At 65.5% G+C, this 17,543-nt stretch carries 12 protein-coding genes and 2 pseudogenes; 9 read left to right on the forward strand and 5 right to left on the reverse strand.

All coding sequences use genetic code 11. The features are described from left to right. Positions 1-83: 83 nt before the first annotated feature. From ACHQ4I_RS27930 to ACHQ4I_RS27945, 4 genes and pseudogenes are all read left to right on the forward strand, one after another. Positions 84-1,322, forward strand: coding sequence for an SWIM zinc finger family protein (locus ACHQ4I_RS27930; RefSeq protein ID WP_420774824.1), 1,239 nt, complete (start codon positions 84-86; stop codon positions 1,320-1,322). Positions 1,323-1,354: 32 nt separating this feature from the next. Beyond that, positions 1,355-3,757, forward strand: a complete 2,403-nt coding sequence (locus ACHQ4I_RS27935; protein WP_420774825.1) for a hypothetical protein — start codon at positions 1,355-1,357, stop codon at positions 3,755-3,757. Positions 3,758-3,852: 95 nt separating this feature from the next. Further along, positions 3,853-4,247 (forward strand): annotated as a pseudogene (locus ACHQ4I_RS27940) (VOC family protein). A gap of 3 nt (positions 4,248-4,250) precedes the next feature. Next, complete coding sequence (locus tag ACHQ4I_RS27945; protein WP_420774965.1) at positions 4,251-4,619, forward strand: VOC family protein; 369 nt, start codon at positions 4,251-4,253, stop codon at positions 4,617-4,619. Positions 4,620-4,631: 12 nt separating this feature from the next. On the opposite strand, the gene ACHQ4I_RS27950 is transcribed toward ACHQ4I_RS27945, so the two are convergent. Then, positions 4,632-5,870: an MFS transporter gene (locus tag ACHQ4I_RS27950; protein WP_420774826.1), complete on the reverse strand. Its 1,239-nt coding sequence runs from the start codon at positions 5,868-5,870 to the stop codon at positions 4,632-4,634. Continuing rightward, positions 5,863-7,653 carry an HEXXH motif domain-containing protein gene (locus ACHQ4I_RS27955; protein WP_420774827.1) on the reverse strand — a complete coding sequence of 597 codons (1,791 nt, stop codon included), beginning with the start codon at positions 7,651-7,653 and terminating at the stop codon, positions 5,863-5,865. The genes ACHQ4I_RS27950 and ACHQ4I_RS27955 overlap by 8 nt, the downstream gene beginning before the upstream one ends. A 1,610-nt stretch (positions 7,654-9,263) precedes the next feature. Here ACHQ4I_RS27955 and ACHQ4I_RS27960 point away from each other — a divergent pair. From ACHQ4I_RS27960 to ACHQ4I_RS27975, 4 genes are read left to right on the forward strand one after another with little or no spacing between them, the layout of a single operon-like run. After that, positions 9,264-9,419: a hypothetical protein gene (locus tag ACHQ4I_RS27960; protein WP_420774828.1), complete on the forward strand. Its 156-nt coding sequence runs from the start codon at positions 9,264-9,266 to the stop codon at positions 9,417-9,419. 36 nt (positions 9,420-9,455) lie between these two features. Beyond that, the gene (locus tag ACHQ4I_RS27965; protein ID WP_420774829.1) at positions 9,456-10,724 is read left to right on the forward strand and encodes an FxsB family cyclophane-forming radical SAM/SPASM peptide maturase; all 1,269 of its coding nucleotides are present in this window, start codon (positions 9,456-9,458) and stop codon (positions 10,722-10,724) included. 16 nt (positions 10,725-10,740) lie between these two features. Next, positions 10,741-12,534, forward strand: coding sequence for an HEXXH motif domain-containing protein (locus ACHQ4I_RS27970; RefSeq protein ID WP_420774830.1), 1,794 nt, complete (start codon positions 10,741-10,743; stop codon positions 12,532-12,534). Between the two features lie 22 nt (positions 12,535-12,556). After that, complete coding sequence (locus ACHQ4I_RS27975; protein ID WP_420774831.1) at positions 12,557-13,792, forward strand: FxsB family cyclophane-forming radical SAM/SPASM peptide maturase; 1,236 nt, start codon at positions 12,557-12,559, stop codon at positions 13,790-13,792. Positions 13,793-14,165: 373 nt separating this feature from the next. On the opposite strand, the gene ACHQ4I_RS27980 is transcribed toward ACHQ4I_RS27975, so the two are convergent. Then, on the reverse strand, positions 14,166-14,807 hold the full coding sequence (locus ACHQ4I_RS27980) for an SMI1/KNR4 family protein (protein ID WP_420774832.1): 642 nt from the start codon (positions 14,805-14,807) through the stop codon (positions 14,166-14,168). 75 nt (positions 14,808-14,882) lie between these two features. Here ACHQ4I_RS27980 and ACHQ4I_RS27985 point away from each other — a divergent pair. Further along, positions 14,883-14,951 (forward strand): annotated as a pseudogene (locus ACHQ4I_RS27985) (hypothetical protein); the annotation flags it as partial. Between the two features lie 509 nt (positions 14,952-15,460). Here the strand turns inward: ACHQ4I_RS27985 and ACHQ4I_RS27990 are convergent. Both ACHQ4I_RS27990 and ACHQ4I_RS27995 read right to left on the reverse strand, forming a co-directional pair. Then, entirely contained in the window at positions 15,461-16,087 is a 627-nt protein-coding gene (locus ACHQ4I_RS27990; protein WP_420774833.1) for a 2'-5' RNA ligase family protein, read from the reverse strand. Then, the gene (locus ACHQ4I_RS27995; protein ID WP_420774834.1) at positions 16,084-17,421 is read right to left on the reverse strand and encodes an NsdA family TPR-like regulatory protein; all 1,338 of its coding nucleotides are present in this window, start codon (positions 17,419-17,421) and stop codon (positions 16,084-16,086) included. The genes ACHQ4I_RS27990 and ACHQ4I_RS27995 overlap by 4 nt, the downstream gene beginning before the upstream one ends. Between the last annotated feature and the right edge of the window lie 122 nt (positions 17,422-17,543).

Genomic DNA, 17,543 nt, shown 5'->3' on the forward strand with positions numbered 1-17,543 from the left:
GGCAGAATCTGCTCGGGTTGCAGACCAGTGGCGGGAGTACGCCAGCGGGGTTGGTGGCGAATCCTACATTTTTCAGGGGGTTCGTGAAGCGGCCGGAGGTGGTGGCGGCGGGGTTGCTGGCGGTGGCGGATGTGGCGGGGGCGCGGTACTACGATCCGCGGCAGGTGCGGGCGGCGTTGTTGGATCCGGTGGTGACGGCCAATGGGGATCGGTTGCGGTTCGAGTCGTTTTCCGGGTGCTGTGGGGTGCATGCGCGGCTGGACGTTCTGGAGGCGGGGCTGGATGGGGAAATCGGGTATGGCACAACGAATGTTGATGTGAATGCGCCGTTGCGGGATGCGTTGAACGGGGTGGGGGCCGGGGATCCGCTGCATTTCACCGTGGGGCCGGATGAGTTGGCGGTGACGACAATCGGCGATCGGGTGGTGGAGAAGAAGGTGCCACTGCCGGATCGCTGGTTGCGGGGGTTCGCCGAGACACAGGTGATCTCGGCGGGATTCGATGTGCGGGTGGAGGTTTCGGCTGCCGAGGCGGTGCGATTCCTGCGGGGGTTGCCGCGGTCAGGGAGTGCCGCGTCGCGGGGTGGGCAGTGGGTGGTTGCCGTGGGCGGGCGGTTGCGGGTTACCTCGCGGCCGGTGCCCGGGGCGGTGTGTTTGCCGGGGCCGCAGCGGTTGGGTGCGCTGCATCGGGTACTGCGCTACGCGGATTCGCTGCGGTTGTATTCCGCGCCGGTTGCCGCCGACAGTCCGTTGGGGGCCTCCGCGTGGGAGATCGGACTGCCCGGGATGCGGCTCACGCTTACTCTTTCACCGGAGACAGGGCGTGGATTCTCCGGTGAGGGAACGGTTTTGGATGGGCTCGCGAATACGGATACCGACTCTGACGCCGAACTGTTGTCGGTGCTGCTGGCGTGGGATCCGCGCATCGAACTGGGAGAGCTGGCGAGCGGATCCGGACTCACGATCGAACGGGTGCGCGCAGCACTGACGCGGCTCGGGGTCGATGGCCGCGTCGGGTACGACATGGCCGAGGGCGCTCACTATCATCGCGAACTCCCATATGCCGCAGGGCGAGTCGAGCGTCACAATCCGCGCTTGAAGGCGGCGCGTGAGCTGGTCGCCGCCGGAGCCGTGCAGCTGGATGCAGGGAATCCCGAGCTGGCGGATGTGCACTCCGGGAGCTACGTGCACCGCGTCCGTACCGACGCGGATGGTGGCTTCGTCTGCACCTGCGATTGGTGGGCGGAGACCCGCGGCAATCGGGGACCTTGTCGTCACGCCCTGGCGGTGCGGATCGTCCGCCGCGCCGCTGCTTCACTCTGACCATCGAAAAGACTTCACCCCGAGGGGGATTCATGACCGAAATGGCCGATGCCGATCACCTGCTCCAGCTCGAGCCGGCGCACATTCCCGCCCATCTCGCCCAGATGACGGTGGCGCAGCGCCGGGCCATGGTGCCCGCGCTCAAACAGGCGCGGTCCGCGTTGCCGCGCCGCAGTTGGTGGGAGGAGAGCTCCGAAAAGCATGTCGCGGTGCAGCTCTGGGGCCTCGGCTGCCTGCCAACGCCCACCGCGGTCGCGCGCTGGCTGACCGTCGGCGTCACCCGGCAGCCCGATACCCGTCCGGAAGTCCTGCTGGCCTGCCTCGAAGCGGGCGAACGGGATGCCGCGTGGCGGGCCGAGCTGGCGCAACTGCTGGCCGCCGCCCGCGCGGAGCGTTGGCAGGGCCTGCCGTACTTCCCGCTGATCGTGCACCTGGTGCGCACCTCGGGCGCGCCGGTGCCCACGACCGACGAGTTCGTCAGATCCTGGTTGACGCGCGAGTTCGACCGAGATCAGTTGCGCGAGCCGTGGCAGGTGCAGCAGTTGCCGACCGGCCCGAACCTGCTGGAGCGCTTGCGCATCGACCCCTTTCTGCCGGCCTTGGCGCGCCGGGTGGTGGAGGTGAACGGCTTCTTCCTCGTGGACAATCCTCGCGATCCGGAGAATTCCTGGCCGCACACACTGAACGTGCTGTCCCGCGAGGGCATCGTCGATCGGAACTCCCTGCACACCTGCACCCTGAACGCCCTGCTGCGCAATGACGGCCGACCGTCCGATGCGGCAAGCCGGTTGGGCGTGCTCATCGCCCTGCAGGCCGACCCGGCCGAATGTGCGAGCCGGGCGGACACCTACACCCGTCTGCTCGCCGAGGGCCGCTCCACGGTGGCCGGGCACGCACAGCAGGTCCTCATCGGATTGCACGGCGCGGGCCTGCTGCCCTCCGCCGATGTGGTGGCGCTATCCGACGAGGTGCTGGCCCGGCCGGAGAAGAAACTCATTCGCGCCCAACTGAGTTGGCTGGAACGGATCGTGCGGGCCGAACCCGAACACATCTCCGCCGCGGTGCGAACCTGGGCAGCCACCGTCACCGCCATCGAGGACGCGACCCTGCGAGCCCGGATCAACAAGCTGATCACCCGTTATCTGCCGCAGGCCGACGACGACACCCGCATGGACCTGGCTGCTGAGCCCGAAACGCCGTCGGAGGAAGAATTCCCGCTCCCACTCCCGCCTGCGCCCGCGCCCCTCGACGGCGTGCCCACGGTCCCGGCCGACACCGCCGAGCTCTACCGCTGGCTCTCCGCCCGGCCCTTCGACGATGCGCTGCACGGCGAGCGATTCCTGGACGGCCTGATCCGTTTCACCCATGCGGACCGCCCGGCGCTGACCGAGGCACTCGGCCCGGTGCTGGAAGCCGACCTGAGCGGCGCGAACGGCGACAAAACCAGCTGGTGGCTGCGCAAGTGGTGGAAGTCCTATGGCTGGCGGCCGCTGACGGTGGCCGCGATCGCCATCGGCACACTTCGCGAAAGGCCGCTCGGCAGTTCACCTTCGGGCATGCTGACCCAGCGCATGATCGAGTGGGGCAATCTGGTGCTGACCGATGCGCCGCTGCCGCCGTGCGCGTTGGCCACACCCACGTTCGAGAACGGTCAGATCGCCGCCGCCGAGCTGATCGACCGATTGCGCCGATACCGTGAGGCCGATGTGCCTGCAGGACCGATCGAATTCGCCCAGGCGCTGGTGCGCGTCGCTCCGAGCGACGATGCCGCAATGCCAACGGCGGCCGAAGCTCTCGGCACTCCTGAAGGACTCCGGTTGGCCGCGGTGTTGCGTGGAGAGCTGCCGACTCCACTTCCCGCGCCCTTGGACCAGGTCCTGCACGGGCCCGACCACGAGTGGTACGGGCTACCTGTGGATCCTATCGAGTTCCCGCACCCGGAAATCCTTGCCCAATGGCAACTGTGGCAGTCGGATGACACCCACGCGGCGGTGAAACTGGCGGAACTTCCGGGAACGAAGGGGCAGACCGTGCACCGTCGCGTCATGTACGCCATGGTGGCCGACGATGCCCGGGCCCGGACCGCGGCCGTCGATGCCCTGGTCGCGCTGGCGGCCACCGCACAGCTGCAACCGAAGCTGCTGGAACTGCCCGACTGGACATCGGCCAAGCGCCTGGCGGGCTCACTCCGCGACGCCGTGGTCGCACTGGGCGCTCACCACGCCTGGCCCGTGATCGATGCCCTCTTGCCGCCACTGTTGGCACGCGACAAGACAACCGGTGTCGCGGATGTACTCGCGGTGGCCGCAGATTGCGCCCGTCGTTGCGGTGCCGTGGCCCACTACCCCGCCGTGCTGGCCTTGGCGGAACGCCCCGGCTCGACGCGATTGGTGCTCGAGGCCAGAACTCTGCTCGCGGCGCTCGCCGCGGGCTGAACGTCGTCGTGGCCGACCGACCGTCATGTGGCCATCCGGGCACACCGTGTCCGAGGCACCTGTGATTCTGTCGGCCTCGGACCGTCCGATTCGGTATGACTACACCCGCCATCGGCAGTCTGTTGTTGTCCAGCGTCGATCCGACCCGTCTGCGTGACTGGTATGCGGCGGTATTCGCGTTGAAGGTCGACCGCACGCCCGACGAGCCCAGCTACGATGTCTTGGACTTCGGCGGTTTCTACGTTCTGATCGACAGCCGCGACGACGTCGGGGACACGAATCCCGAGCCGGGGCGGGTGATCCTGAACGTCGACGTGGACGATGCCCGGGCGGTGGCCGGTCGCGTCGATCACCTCGGCGGCCGGTGGCTGGCCGATCTCGAGGATCGCGACGGCAGTCTGTCCGCCACCGCGATCGACCCGGATGGAACTACGTTCAACTCATTCAGCTGAGCCCGCAGCATCGAGCTGCGATGACCGAGAGAGGGTGAATGATGCTTGCCGACAGTCACGCGTTCAGTGGGTTCTCGGTGGACGATATCGAGGCAGCCAGGACGTTCTACGCCCAGACGTTAGGGATACAGGTCTCCGAGGAGAACGGAATGCTTCGCCTGCACCTGGGCGGTGGTGGCACCGTCTTGGTGTACCCGAAGCCGGACCATACTCCGGCAACATTCACGATATTGAACTTTCCGGTCCCCGACATCGAGGCGGCCGTTGACGAACTCATCAACCGCAAGGTGCGCTTCGAACGCTACGAGTTCGCCGAACAAGACGACAAAGGCATCCACCGCGGCGAAGGCCCCCTGATCGCCTGGTTCACCGACCCCGCGGGCAACGTCTTGTCGGTCCTACAGCAGTAATGGGCTCTCGCCTCAGGAATCCGATGATGTCAGCGCAAGCGGTAGATCGCGAGAGCGGGTGGTGTGAGTACTTGCGTATGCGGCGAGTGTGAACATGGCCGTCAGTGCTAACCATCGCGTGGCGACGGCGCCCACGGTGGACAACAGATAGCCCGCCCCGAGCGCGCCGAGCGCGACCGCGCCGTCGCAGAACAATGCCATGGTCGCGACCGCGCGACCGAGCGTCTGTTCGGGGATCACATCGATCCGGGATATCGTCAACGCGACGTTGCTGACGACCCCCACGCCGCCGACGCCACACCAACACGCGGCCAGCACAAAGGGATTGGCGCTGAACGCCATTGGAACGAGCAGCACCGTCCATGCCCACAACGCGCCCCGATAGACATTCCGGGGCGGGAAGCGAGTGGTGAGCCGTGATGCCGCGGCGGCGCCGAGTACTCCACCGACGCCCGCGGTACCGAGCACCACGCCGACGGTCCACGCGGGACCGTCGCTGTTCTTCAGTTCCACCAGTATCAGCAGCAAGACGAGCTGAATGACGATATTCGACAGTCCGATCATTGCCGTCGACGTCCGCAGGAAAGGTTCGGTCCATACGACACGGAAGCCGTCGGTGATGGTGCGCCGGACCGAATGACGCTCGGACTCGGCGGCTTTCGGCGGCGCTGCCGAGTCCGGACGGATCAGCAACAGTGCGACGAGGCAGCAAAGATACGACACGGCGTCGGCGATGAACGGCAGCCAGCGGGCCACGCCGTAGACCGCCGCACCTGCTGCTCGTCCGACCAGGATGGCGATCGGTTGCTCGGCCTCGAGGAACGAGAACGCGGCGGGTCGCTGTGCGTGCGTCACCACGTCGCGGATCGCGCCCAGCTCACTGAGGCCGACGAAGACGTAGACACTGCCCTCGATGAACGCTGTGATACCGACTATCAGCGCGAGGCTCGGGAGCTGGGCAGCGACCGCTCCGGCAGCCAGGCAGGCCGCGATCAACCCGGTGATCTGGCATATCACCAGGGTCCGGATCCGGTTGGAATAGTCCGCGACGATGCCGGCCGCGATCTGGAAGATCAGACTCGGCAGGCTCAATGCGAAACCGACCCATCCCGCCGCGGCGGGCGAGCCGGTCACCGCGAGAACCAGCATCGGGTAGGCGATTCGGACGCCGTGGAATCCCACCAGCGATGTCCCGTTTCCGGACCACAGCAGCAGGAAGTTCCGGTTGGTGTGGATTCCCGATCTACCCATGAGTGCGCGGACACCTCGACAACCACCGCACCAGATCGACGATCTCGACACCTTCGGCATCCGCCAGCAGTACCTGGCACAGGTGGGCGGCGACCTCGGCCCTGTCATCGAGAACGCTGAAGTCATCGTCCGGGTGGAGCTTCGGCAACGCCAGCGCCAAGCCCGCCCACAACTGTGGCCGGAGCGGGTCGACGTGCAGTTCCTCGGTGTACAACGCAACCGCCGCGGCCAGGTCACCCGCTAGGTAGGCCCGGTCGCCGCGCGGCTGCTCGGGGATCGACAGAGCTTCGGCCGCGGCGTGGTCCAGCAGCTTCAGCTGCGCTGGAAGGTGCAGGCGGCGATGGTTGTTCGGCACGGCACTCTGGTCCACCTGATCCACGGGCGGCAGATCGTCGGGCCGTGGCGCCTGCGCGATCCAGCACGCGGCCAGCTCGGCGATGCCGCCGATGTCCGGTTTCAGGTTCCGCACCTGCCAGAACGTCCGATGCGCTATCGCCACCTCGGACGCGGCGACCCTGGCCGCCGTGGGCACGTCCTCCTCGCGCCAGGGGCGCATTTCAGCACTGAGCGCGTTCAGGAAATGCGAACCCGCCTCGGTGAGCAGGCTCGAGGTCGATACCTGCGCCACAGCACCTTCCACCTGCAGACGCCACAATTCGAAATCGACGTTCGCCTGCATCGATCGGTGGCAGTCGGCGTGACGATGTATTCGCCAGAAGTCGGTGACTCCGAAGAATGCGTAGATCCCGTGCAGCAGGCCCATGATCGGACGCGGGTCGTCGCGCCACGGCGCGTAGTAGCGGCACACCGGATCGGGATCGAACAGCACGATCTGATCGGTCAGCAGCGCGAACTTCGTGTGCTGGACCTCATGGATCAGCGTGAGCGCCAGCTGGCATGGGTCCGCGGGGGCCGTGGTGTAGACGCAGCCGACTCCGTTGAATGCGGTGTGGCTCGTGCTCGCCGCGAGTGGTTGTGCGCTCAGCGGCGCCAAAGACTGCAGGCAACTGCGCATCGGCACGAGGTACCGGTCGAAGTCGCGGCGCAGTAGTTCCCAAGCCGCCGCGAAATCCTGTTGCCACGTGCTGGTTTGGGCGGTCGTGAGCCGGGGTGGCTGCTGACCGTCCAGCAAGTATCGGAACGGGTCCAGGTCGTCCAGTAACACCTCCCGTTCCGCATCCGCCCCCCGCAATCGCCGCAGCGGCAGCCAGGCGGGATCGGACTCGTCATCCCGGGACGGGACGAGAACTGTGCTGGTGCCCCGGGTGAAGCGCAGTGCGCCGTCCCGTGTCCAGTGCAGTTCGCAGTGCCCGTTGTCCTCGGCAGGGCCGAGCTGGGCCCTGCCGATCCCGGGCAACATCACCACGCCGTTCCGCACTACGACGTTGATGGAACCTTCGGGTAGACAGGCGATGGCGCCTGCCGCGGCGAGCCAGCCCAGGTAGCCACAGTCGGCCCACAGTGGGGTCGGCGCGTCGTCGGACTCGGCATGAAGGCGCTGCAGGACCTCGGCGAGCCACGGGCCGACGTGCGGGTACGACAACAACGTCGCGACCTCGGCCGGATGGGATCGTTGCAGTTCGGCCAGCGTCTGGTAGGCGAGGGAAAGTCCCGCGGCGTCGGCAATTTCGGGGCGCGAGGTGGTTTCGGCGATGAGTGCGCGCAGCAGGATCAGCCGCATCAGGATCGCGCCTTCGGTCAGCGTCGCGATGGCCGACTCGGTTCCGTAGCCAGAACTCGAGCTGGCCGTGACATCGTCGATCCCGGTGACCGTCGTTGGCATGTGGGTGTCCCGTCGCTAGGTGTTGATGGCAGAGTCAACGGATTCCGATGTCGGTTGTCCGCCGAGCAGAAAATCGATGATGTCGCCGAGGAGTCGCACGCCGGTTTCGATATCCAATCCCGCCGCGGGCCAAGAGGGTTGCTCACGGAAATGTCCCGTCGATACAGGCAACGGCGCTTTCTCTACCTGTGTGAACGACCACGGGTAGCACGGCACCAGGCCACCCGTGGCAAATTTCTATATCGCCGGACTATTTACCGGGGTTGATGAACGAGTTGAATCCCCCGTGGCCTTTATCGGCATGGATGAGATGGCGCTCGACCGCAGCACGCAGAGCGGGGTCGGAGTTGGCCATCAACTGCGCCACACCTGTCCGGCGAGTTCGGCAAGATTTACCACGAGATACCTCCTTCTTTCACTCCCATTTACGGATAGTGAAACGCCGATCGCACAGTCGAATAATCGACCGACAGTTCCGGCTACAGTCATGGCAGATTACCTTCGCCAGACGACCTGCCGTCGACCCGGCTGGCTGAAGTCTATTGCAAGACAACGGGATTCCCGACAGTCACCACTCCCACGGTTGGGAATTGGGAGTTCTCGAGAGAGCATCAGCGAACGCGGGACACCGCAGCGGATGCCCGATCCACGGAGGGGATCTGGCTGCGGCAACAGAAATTCCGGGTGAGGTTGCGTTCTTCCTCAATATTTGTGGCGTGCCGCATCCGGATAAACGCCACGCATGTGGCGGACCTGGACCGGGCGTGCCGTGGCGTGGCGAAGGCGCTGGACATCGCGGCGGGTGCGATCGTGACGGTCAAGGTTGCGGCGTTGGCCGGGCTTGCCACGCTGGCAGCGAGCTACGTCACTGTGACGGCTGTGTCGGTTGCCACTTCGGATCGCCGGACCGCAGGCGACAGCCGACAACCGACAGCGCGAGTGGCGCCAACAGCGAAATCGACAGGGGGCGTGCGGTATTCGATGGCAAGCAGCCTGCCTACGAGTGGAGCAAGGTGGCCAGGTCCAGTGGATGGCGCCGTGGATCGTCTCGACCCCGGTCGGGCGAACTCGACGAGCCCGACGACCCTCGGGCTCGGCGCAGACCGTTCCGGGCAAGACCCGCATCGACTCGCGCCGAACCGATGTGGAACAGACGCCCGACCGGCTGTCACCGCGGCTTCTCGCAACGATGAATCGCCCACGGACCCACTGGTATTCGCCAGCCATCGCCCCGGACGTAGGCCCGGTCGATCGAACGCGGCGCTCTGGCCAGTGTTTTTACGACTGGCATGCATGACCGGTACCAGGTGCACCTCATGAGATCACCGTGCCGCTGCGCTTACATGCCGCAGGCGCTACCGGCCGGTTGGCGGATTGTCCACAATGGTCGGCATGCGACTTTCTTTTGCGCGAGATGCCCTTCCCAGCAACGGGAACGGACGTGAGCGATCGCACGTTTCGTGCGATTAGGATTCACTCTCGGGAGGACAACCCCGTCACCCATTGGTAGATTTCCCGTTTCATTTGTCGGCATTGTCGAGCCGATCAATTCTTGCAACGCCTGGCAATTCGCCGTGCTGGTACGGGAATACGGAAAAGGAGGTCCCGTAATGGGAAGACTCGATGAACTCGCCACACTCAACGCGGAAGAGCTGGCCACCCAGTGCACTCCGGCCATGCGAGCCGCCCTCGAGCGCTACGCCAAGGGTTCGCGGGACAGGGCCCCCGGCGGGTTCAAATCGTTCATCAATAACCCCACCAAGTGATCAGACGGCCACGGGCGACTCGGTAGCAGCGCGCCCGTGGCTGTTCCGCAGCTCGAGGGAGCGAATATGGAGTCCGGCCCGGTGCCGTTGGGCGTTCCCGTGGTGCAAACGTCCTGGCCCGCACATGGATTGGATGTCGACGGACTGCGCCGCGGCGGCTGGGAGCCGCTGGCGTTCACGGAATTCGTTGTCAAGATCCACAGCCGTTGCAACCTGGCATGCGATTACTGCTACGTCTACGAGATGGCCGATCAGAGCTGGCGCGATCAGCCGAAGACTATGAGCCGCAGGGTTTTCGACGAGGCCATCCGGATGATCGCCGATCATGCTCACCGCTTCCAGCTGCCCGCGGTGGATCTTGTGTTCCACGGTGGCGAACCGCTGCTGGTCGGACATCGCGATCTCGAATACTTCGCCCGGTCGGCGCGCGAATCGCTGGAGCCGATCACCGAGGTGCGGCTGGGCGTGCAGACCAATGGCGTGCTGCTCGACCTGGAGTTCTTGCGCATCTGCGCGCGCTGGAATGTTCGCGTCGGAGTCAGCCTCGACGGCGACGAGAGCGGTAACGACAGGCATCGCCGCGATCGGCGGGGCGCCGGGAGCTACGCGCGCGTCGCGGCCGGGATCACGCAACTGACCGCGGAGGAGAACCGGCACCTGTTCGCCGGCCTGCTCTGCACCATCGATGTGGCCAACGACCCGGTGCGGACCTACGAGGCGCTGCTGGCCTTTCGACCCCCGGCGGTCGATTTTCTGCTTCCGCACGGCAATTGGATGACGCCGCCACCGGCGTCGACCGGCGACCACACCGCTACCCCCTACGCCGACTGGCTCATCCCGGTGTTCGATCGCTGGTTCGAGGCGCCGGAGCTGGAGACCCGGGTCAGGATCTTCGATGACATCATCGACCTGCTGCTGGGCGGCTCCGTGACATCGGAATTACTCGGGCTGGCCCCCATTCGGCTGGCCGTGATCGAAACCGACGGCACTCTGGAACAGGTCGACGAGTTGAAGTCGGCCTTCGCGGGGGCCACCAAGTTGCGCACCGCGAACGTGGGCAATCCGCTCGACCTCGCACTGCTGGAACCCGCGATCGTCGCTCGTCAGATCGGCGCGGACGCCCTGAGCGAAACCTGCCGGGCATGCTCTGTCCACAGCGTCTGCGGCGGCGGGCATTACGTGCACCGGTATCGCGCCGATAGCGGCTTCCGCAATCCCTCCGTGTATTGCGCCGACCTGACGAAGCTGATCCGCCACATCGGAGCACGGGTCCGCACCGACCTCGCCACCGCCGCCAATCACTGACGACAGGAGTGCAACCATGTCCGCCCCGACCATCGGTATCGACGATGCAGCGGCCGAGCTGTTCACTGGTTACGGCACGGAGTCAGCCGTCGTCCGGATAACTTCGGACATGCTGACCGTACGACTCGTACTACTACGCGCGCTCATCACCGAAGTCACCGCGCACCAACCGGAAATCGACGCCGCCGCCGGCCTTTCCGATGCCTATCGGGTCCTGACCGAGTTAGAGGCGTCACATCCGGCCGCGGTCGAGGCACTGCTGGTCTACCCGCACACCGGGGTGTGGCTCGGCCGCGTGCTCCAGCGCGTGCGCAACGCCTCGGACGATCGGGAACCAACTCCGTTGTGGGCCGACTGCGGCTACCTCGGCTGGTTGGCGGCGGCCGCCGTGGTCACGAATCTGCCCAGCGGATCGATGCGGGTTGTCGTACGCAACGGCGAAGTCATGCTGCCCGGGATCGGGATGGCGCGGGTTGGATCCGCGGGCGACTACGGCCACTGCGAGCTGACCTGGGTGGATGGCGCGATACGCATCGTCGCCGACGGCAGCGCCCCTATCCTGGTGGCGTCGCCGGCGGACGAGTCCGACCCGGCGTGGCTGCCGCTGCGGCGGGTGCACGGCGGGAACGGCGAACCCGAGGTCGTCCTCGATGATCTCGATCCGTTCCGCGACCTGCCCTCGGGTACGGCACCGCGGCTCACGACCGACGAATTCGGCACTTGGCGAAAGGATTTCGCGCAGGCCTGGCACCTGCTGCAACGAGACTTCCCCGGCTATCTGACGCCGATGCGTGCCTGCCTGCGGCTACTGACGCCGCTCACCGCGCGACCGGTGGCGGCGACCATCGGCCACACCGCCTTCAGTGGGACCGGCTGTGTGTACACCACAGCCCCGAAGGACTCGTGTGAAATGGCGGTATCGCTGATCCACGAGATCCAGCACAGCAAACTCGCCATGGTCGCCGATCAGGTGCTGATGGTGAATCCCGACCCGACGTGTCGCTTCTACGCGCCGTGGCGCGATGATCCACGGCCGATCCTCGGTCTGATGCACGGGATCTACGCCTTCTTCGGTGTCACCGACTTCTGGCGGGTACATCGGCACGCCGACTGCCACCGATCGATGCGGGCGCACATCGAATTCGAGCGCTGGCGTACACAACTGGCGACCGCGATGGTGGAGGCATCGGGTTCGGGCCTACTCACCGAGCGTGGTGAGGAGTTCATGAGCGCGCTGACCGCAGGCGTCCGGCCGTGGGCCAACGAGGACGTGCCGGCGGAGGCACGCGACGCAGTGGCCGAGATTATGGTGGCACATCGCACTTCTTGGCAGGTGCGCAATCGTACATCCAACGACGCCGAGCTGGCCGAGCTGGCAGAGCTGTGGGTCGCGCGAGCGGCACCTCCCGCGATACTGCCGTCCGTACGGTACGTGGATCAGGAGACGATCCCGGATCGCCACCGCGATCTGCATATTCCGGTGCGGCTGAGATTGCACGACCCGGCCGCCGCTTCGAGCGTCGCGCCCGCTGATCTGCCCCGCGGCACCCGCGCCTACCTGGCCGGCGAGCCGGCCGAGGCCGTCGAGTTGTACGCCCTGGAGCTGCGCGTCGACCCGCTACTCCCGCAGCTCTGGGCCGGTATGGCCTTGAGCCTGCCGAAACTGTTCCCCGACAAAGACTTCGGCGTTCTCAACGATCGGGCCGAGGTGGCGGCGCGCCTGTACCAGCGGCTGCTGTCCGACGGCACCGAGACCGACGTGGTCGAGCTGGTGCGGTGGTTGTCCGACCGCCCACGCACCGATATCTGAAACCAGGAATCGAGAGCACACAATGGAACCAACATCGGTGGCACTGGGGCTGCCCGCAGTGCGGAAGTCATGGCCCGAAGCGGGACTCGACGTGGCCGCATTGCAGCGCAACGGATTCGAGCCCCTTCCGTTTACGGAATTTCTCCTCAAGATTCACAGCCGATGCAATCTGGCATGCGATTACTGCTACATCTACGAAATGGCCGATCAGAGTTGGCGGGAGCAGCCGAAGGCGATGCGCCGGGAGGTTTTCGACGACGCCCTCCGAACAATCGCCGATCACGTTCGCAGGTTCGGCCCTCCCGCGGTGAGCCTCGTCTTCTTCGGCGGCGAGCCGCTCATGGCGGGTCATGCCAATCTCGAGTACTTCGCATCGCACGCGCGGGCGGCGCTGGAGCCGATTACCGCTGTCACCCTCACTCTGCAGACCAACGGCGTGCTACTCGACGACGAGTTCCTGAGGATCTGCGACGACTGGGACATCAGCATCACCGTCAGTCTCGACGGTGATGAGCACGGTCACGACCGCCATCGCCGGGACCGCCGCGGCGCGGGGAGCTACTCCCGGGTCGCTGCCGCCCTCGAGAAATTGACGGCCGGCGATCGGCGGCATCTGCTCAACGGTCTGCTCTGCGTCATCGACCTCGCAAACGACCCCTTGCAGGCCTATGAAGGATTGCTCGCGTTTCAGCCCCCGGCGGTCAATTTCGAGATTCCACTGGGCAATTGGACGACACCGCCCCCCGGCTTTTCCGCCGATCCCGGAGTCACTCCGTATGCGGACTGGCTGATCACGATCTTCGACCACTGGTATGACGCGCCGCAACTGGACACGCGGATCCGAATGTTCGAGAACATCATGGACCTGCTACTGGGCGGGACCGTGGAATCAGAGGTATGGGGCCTCGGTCCCACCCGAATAGCGGTGATCGAAACCGACGGCAGCGTCGCACAGATCGACGACTTGAAGGCGACCTTCTCCGGCGCGACCAAACTGCCTGCCGGCCAACGCAATCCGCTCGACCAGGCAATGCTGGAACCCGAGATCGTGGCGCGCCAGATCGGCGTGGACGCGCTCAGCGACACCTGCCGCGCCTGCTCGATACACACCGTGTGCGGCGGTGGTCACTACGTCACTCGATACCGTGAGGGCGACGGCTTCCGAAATCCCTCGGTGTATTGCGCCGACCTGACCAAATTGATTCGCCACATCGAATCGCGAATGCGCGCCGACGTCGCCACGGCACTCCAGGGGTGACCACCGCCAGGGCTATCCTCAGTGGGCCTAACGCTGATCAATCCGAACGGCCCGACCGCTGAAGCGCCGGAGCTCCGGATCAAGCCGGTCGGCACGCGTAGGGCGACATTGAAGGCATGACCTGCGGTTTTTGGGTTCGCTGGTTATCGACGCTCCTCACGCACTCGCCGGATCGGCGGCATCGAAAACGCCAGACTCGACCGACATCCGGGTCGTGACCAGCAGAAAACACTCGATATGCGGAGCCATGAGCGCGCACTGCTGGTAGCCCTACGGCGCTCTGTCCGTTGGTCTTTCCCGCGCGGACGCTAGCCATCGCCGGTGCCAGCTCAGGCTCGGCGGCCGAGAGGTCCGCCTGGTGCCGGTTCGCCGGTCACCTGGAATCGAGTGCGCGGTCGCCGGATTTGCGGGCGGGGTGCACCTGCCGCCCTCCGCCGCCGGGGTGCAGGGTCAGGTAGTAGCCGCCTCTCTCGCGGGTGCTGCGGTTGTTGTGCTCCATAAGCTGCAGGTGCGCGTCGACGTAGTGGGCGAACGTGGCTGCGACCTGAGTGTCCTCGTCCGGCTTCCCGTCGGTCCACCGCATGACCGGGCCGTCGAACCCGCCGATCGCCCGCACATAGTCGAACGTGTAGCCCTGGTGGGTGAGAACAATGGCCGCATCCGTCGGCAAGTTCCAGGCACCGCCGACATCGTCGACGATCTCCCGTGCGTCCTCGCGCAGCCGGTCGAAGCCGCGGATGCCTGCGCGGTCGCTGCCTCGGAACAGGTCACCGCACGCCTCACCCATTCGCAACAGATACTGGCGAAACACCGCCGAGAACCGTCCGCCGCCCCGCGCCTCAACAGCTTCGAGCTCCGCGTCGCGACAGCCGCTGAAGGTGGTGAGCCAGGCGCGATGCTGGTCGATCAGCTCCTGTGGCGTGTCGATGAAGACATACTCCGGGTTGTCCGCGAGCGTGACCAGTCGCGACTTCCATACCGCGACAATCGCTTCAGCGGTCACCTGTGGACTCATGGATTCGATGGTGGCACACCCGTTCAATGATGGTGTGCGGCCTAGCCGGCCGGGTGCGTATCTACTCCGAAGCGCTGGCTGGCGTTCTTCCGCGATCTGGTCGCCCGCGGCCTCTCGGGCGTGCAGCTGGTCACCTCCGAGGCTTTCAGGCCGCTGCCGCGTGTTCGGCAATCCAGGTGAGCTGGGCGTGCCGAGCGGTGTCGATTCGGATGGCAAGGGTGATTTCCTTGCCCCCTTCGGGTGTGGACATCGCTCCTCCTCGGTGCGAGCGGCCGGTAAACGCTTGGTGCGGTTACGAGTACGGCCGCAGGACACCGACGAGAACCTCGGGGCGGTCCGGAGTGGGGATAGCGAGCCAGGCCGCGCTGTGAGCAACGTCGTGGTTCCAAGGAACCGCTCCCAGTTAACGACGCCCGATTGCTGCCCTCAATCAGCCGACCGGGCACGGGTCGGACGATTGGAAGAGCGATTAGACATACAACACCAGCGGCAGCCTGTCGCTGTTGGTCATCCGCTGCGCGCGTGGGGGGCGAAACAGGCCCGCCAGCGGGCCGACACGCGCCAGAACCGGCCGAAGGTAGGCCCAAGGGCGCACAGGGCCGAACGGGCGAAACAAGGCCAATGTCGCGCTCAAAGCGCGAATCATTGCACCCCTACGCTTTGTTGGCGCCCAGTGGAATTCGCGTAACCACCTGCCACGAGTACAGATTCCCGCATTGCTCCAGCGCGACCATCACGACCTCAGATATCACGACGTCGACGCCCGCGATCGTCGCGTTCATATTTTCCGCGGTCGCGGCTGCCTGTGCGGACAGTCCCTCGAAGATCGGATAGGCAATCGTGACGTGTGGTGCGGATGACGAGTCCTTCACCGTTGCGTCTGGAAAGGCAGACAATGTCACCTCGCGGAGCATCTCACGAAGGGTGCGAACGGATTCGGCAGGCGAGGCGATGAAGCCAACCGCACCACGGAGATTGGTCAGCCGCTCGAACGTGAGGGTGAATGGTGCCTGATCGCCGCAGGCCCGGCCCGCTACTGCCGCGATGGATGCACGTTGCTCTGGGGTGCTCGCCGCGTCGTAGGCGATTCTGTCCAGTGTGAGATGGAGGCCATCGACGGGAGTCGGATCGAAGTACGCCGTATCTATCGCATGTTGGCATTGTTTGGTCAGCGCGTGGAGTTCCGATGCGTGTTCGAAGGTCAGGAACCAGTAGTGGCCAAGCGGGCCGACGCGGCCCTGACGGTGTTGTAGGCGCGGGCTATCCATGTTGCTCGTCACCGCTCTGCACACCCGCTCGCAAGTGCATCCTGCACAGTCCGAAGCTGTGACGTACTCCCCCACCTAGCAGCGGCATCTCGCACAAACTCCGAACCCCGACATTGGACCTGCAGCATGAGCCTCCCTCGTGACGGACTGAGCGCTTCGTGCATGATAGCCACTGCTGCGTCCAGGTCGGCTTCTTCGCTCAGGACGTGCGACCGTGCCACGTCGATCATCACCAGCGAACGGCCCCACGGAGAATTGGCGTCGCTCATCTCAGACAAGGCCAGTTCAGCGTAGTGCTCGACGTGATCCGGCTTCGCCAACGACAGGTAAGCCGTGGCCGCGTTGCCAGCGATCTGCGCCGGACTGTAGCTCTCCAGCGAGATGCTGGAAGGGACTCCGGCCGGCGTATCGGTTCCTGGCAGCATTTCGTATGCATCGTCAACCGCTCGGTGCACACCCTCGACATCGCCGAGCTTGCCTCTGGCGCGGGCAACACCGTTGATCGCGAGGCGAACACTTTGTGGCCCGGCCGCAGTGCGTGCAAGTCCGTCCTCCGCATAGTGCAGCGCCTTGTCGAATCGCCCCGCATAGTATTCGCAGAAGCTTTGCAGGCCGCGTGCCCACGCCGCGAGATTGTGGTCCTGAGCGTAGTCACCGAGCTGGTAGGACTCCTGGCAGTAGGCCCGCGCAAGTGAAAAGTGAGCACAGCCGACGGCGATGTAACCGAGTAGGCCCGACGTCATGCTGGCGATCCCGAACAGCTGACTCCGCTGCGCTGGATGACCGCACTCGCCGATGAGTTCGTCGAGCCAGGTGCGTTGCTTCCTGAGCGGTGCTACCAACGCGGCCGGATCGAGCGTTTCATACCGGGCAATGCTCAGGTGCGTGCTGTCGTGCAATTGGTCGATGATATCGGGATCGACCGTCCGGCTGAGCTTTTGGATGCGGCTGAGCACAGTGATCAGCTCGTCGGTGACGCCCTGATCGGGAGGTGTCACCGCTTCGGTTTCCCTGACGGCGACGCCGAGTGGAGTGGCTGCGGCAGGCGCTATCTCTGCCGACCGATCGTCACCCGTCGCCCGATGCCGATCTCGCCACGCCGGTTCGCCTTCCGCCACGATTTGCTCGAACCTGGCCCGATCGTCCGCGGAGGCACGCTGCTGGTAGGTCGTATCCAGGATCGCCTGAGTATTCGAGCGTGGGGTGACGGCGCTTAGGCCGCTGCGCCAGTTGTTGATCGTGGTGGTCTCGACGCCGAGCAGAGCGGCGTACTCGCGGATCGATTTACGCATCGCCTCTTGCAGTGCAGCCGCCTCGAAGCCGGTCCATTCTCGCCCTCGCACCATCGCCTCTACCTACGTTTCGACCGCCTGACCTGGGCAAACACCTACGGTACGCCCACAGTACCCCACAACCGCGCGGTGCCGCCCGAAACCGCCTGTGGGCCAAGGTCGAAAGCGGTACCCGG

The organism is Nocardia nepalensis (genome assembly GCF_048910785.1).
Taxonomy (GTDB): domain Bacteria; phylum Actinomycetota; class Actinomycetes; order Mycobacteriales; family Mycobacteriaceae; genus Nocardia; species Nocardia nepalensis.

Bases quoted from the DNA above. Each gene is read 5' to 3' on its own strand.
- ACHQ4I_RS27935 (WP_420774825.1), top strand. From the start codon at position 1,355: ATGACCGAAATGGCCGATGCCGATCACCTGCTCCAGCTCGAGCCGGCG.
- ACHQ4I_RS27945 (WP_420774965.1), top strand. From the start codon at position 4,251: ATGCTTGCCGACAGTCACGCGTTCAGTGGGTTCTCGGTGGACGATATC.
- ACHQ4I_RS27950 (WP_420774826.1), bottom strand. From the start codon at position 5,870: ATGGGTAGATCGGGAATCCACACCAACCGGAACTTCCTGCTGCTGTGG.
- ACHQ4I_RS27955 (WP_420774827.1), bottom strand. From the start codon at position 7,653: ATGCCAACGACGGTCACCGGGATCGACGATGTCACGGCCAGCTCGAGT.
- ACHQ4I_RS27960 (WP_420774828.1), top strand. From the start codon at position 9,264: ATGGGAAGACTCGATGAACTCGCCACACTCAACGCGGAAGAGCTGGCC.
- ACHQ4I_RS27970 (WP_420774830.1), top strand. From the start codon at position 10,741: ATGTCCGCCCCGACCATCGGTATCGACGATGCAGCGGCCGAGCTGTTC.
- ACHQ4I_RS27975 (WP_420774831.1), top strand. From the start codon at position 12,557: ATGGAACCAACATCGGTGGCACTGGGGCTGCCCGCAGTGCGGAAGTCA.
- ACHQ4I_RS27980 (WP_420774832.1), bottom strand. From the start codon at position 14,807: ATGAGTCCACAGGTGACCGCTGAAGCGATTGTCGCGGTATGGAAGTCG.
- ACHQ4I_RS27995 (WP_420774834.1), bottom strand. From the start codon at position 17,421: ATGGTGCGAGGGCGAGAATGGACCGGCTTCGAGGCGGCTGCACTGCAA.